Annotated in this window: 1 protein-coding gene; it reads left to right on the top strand. The window is 38.0% G+C overall.

The window, feature by feature from the left end; all coding sequences use genetic code 11:
• The coding region (locus AB8P06_RS20590) for a glycosyltransferase family 117 protein (protein WP_369844520.1) at positions 1–1,694 on the top strand (1,694 nt) is incomplete at both ends.

Genomic DNA, 1,694 nt, shown 5'->3' with positions numbered 1-1,694 from the left:
TGGACCTTTAGGCAATGGAACACCGTTCTAGGATGGGTGATTTTCGTCATTGCATTTTTCACGTACTTGTCAACTATCGAGCCGAATTTAAGTTTTTGGGATTGTGGTGAGTATATTTCTTCAGCAGTAAAATTAGAGGTAACGCATGCTCCTGGAGCGGCTTTATTTCAGATTGTGGGTGCTGTGGCAGCCATTTTTGCTTTGGGAAAAGGTGAAAACTATTCTATCGTTATCAATGCGATGTCTGCATTGTTCAGTGCATTTACGATTTTATTTTTATTCTGGACGATTACTCATTTTGTAAGAAGGCTGGTAAACAAAGATTTTGAAGAGGTAACTCCGCATCAGGAAATTTCTATTCTTTTTGCAGGCGTAGTGGGAGCTTTGTGTTTCACATTTTCCGATACCTTCTGGTTTTCAGCGGTAGAAGGCGAGGTGTATTCGATGGCTTCTATGTTTATTGCGCTTTTAGTCTGGCTGATTACCAAATGGGAAAACGAATATAAAGAGGCAGATAATGAAAGATGGACCATCCTTATTTTCTTTATTCTGGGGCTTTCCGTAGGGGTTCACATGATGTGTATGCTTGCGATTCCTGCCGTTTGTTTAGTGTATTATGCAAGGAATTATAAATTTACCTGGAAAAATTTCATCTGGGCCAACCTTATTACATTAGGTATTTTAATCATTGTATTTAAAATAATTTTCCCGCTGATCATGACGATGTTCGGGAAACTGGAAATATTCTTTGTGAACGGTTTAGGACTTCCTTTCCATTCAGGAACTATTGTGGCATTTATATTAATGGTGGTGATCTGTTATTTAATCATAAAATATGCAAGAAGAACCCATAAAAATATATATCAGACGGTTGCTCTGTCAATCGTTTATATGATGATAGGATTTTCATGCTGGATGGTGATTCCGATCAGAGCAAATGCCAATCCGCCGATGAACCTTAATGATCCAGATACGGCGATCGGTATGCTGGATTATTACAACAGAGAGCAATACGGAGACTGGCCAACGATTTACGGTCAAAACTATACTGCATTTTTAGATGCCAACGGAATTGAAAAAAATGAAGACGGCAGTTTCAAAACAGAGAAAACCGGTGAGATCTACGAAAAAGATGAGAAAACGGGAACGTACAGAAAAACCGGAGACCGTTTTAATTATATCTTCAGTAAGTCTCAGGTAAGCTTAATGCCGAGGATGTTTAACGAAGATAAATCGGTAATGGCGAATTATATTTCCATGTATGGAGCTCCCGATTTTACTTTTAATTACGGGAATGAAGATGTAGCAGATAATCCACAGGCTAAGGAAATTTTTGAAGAGCTCAGAAAGAAATATGAAGATAAATCTATCACAGCGGCTGATTATCTTAAAGTAAAACCATACAACCTGATTAATGTTCAAAAGCCTTCTCTGGCTCAGAATATGGATTATTTCATCACGTTCCAGAACGGATATTATTTTGTAAGATACCTGATGTGGAACTTTGTCGGAAGACAGAATGACCTTGAAGGCAATATGGAAAACACCAAAGGAAACTGGATCTCCGGCTTTTCTTTTATTGATAATGCATTGTGGGGAAATCAGGATAAAATGCCTGCGAAATTCAAAAACGAAAGTACGGTAGCATTTTACTTTTTACCGTTGATCCTAGGTTTGATCGGATTCTTTTTCCA

This window comes from Chryseobacterium tongliaonense (assembly GCF_041224435.1).
GTDB lineage: Bacteria > Bacteroidota > Bacteroidia > Flavobacteriales > Weeksellaceae > Chryseobacterium > Chryseobacterium tongliaoense.
Note: the sequence above shows the minus strand (reverse complement) of the source record. Positions and strands in the feature narration are given on the sequence as shown.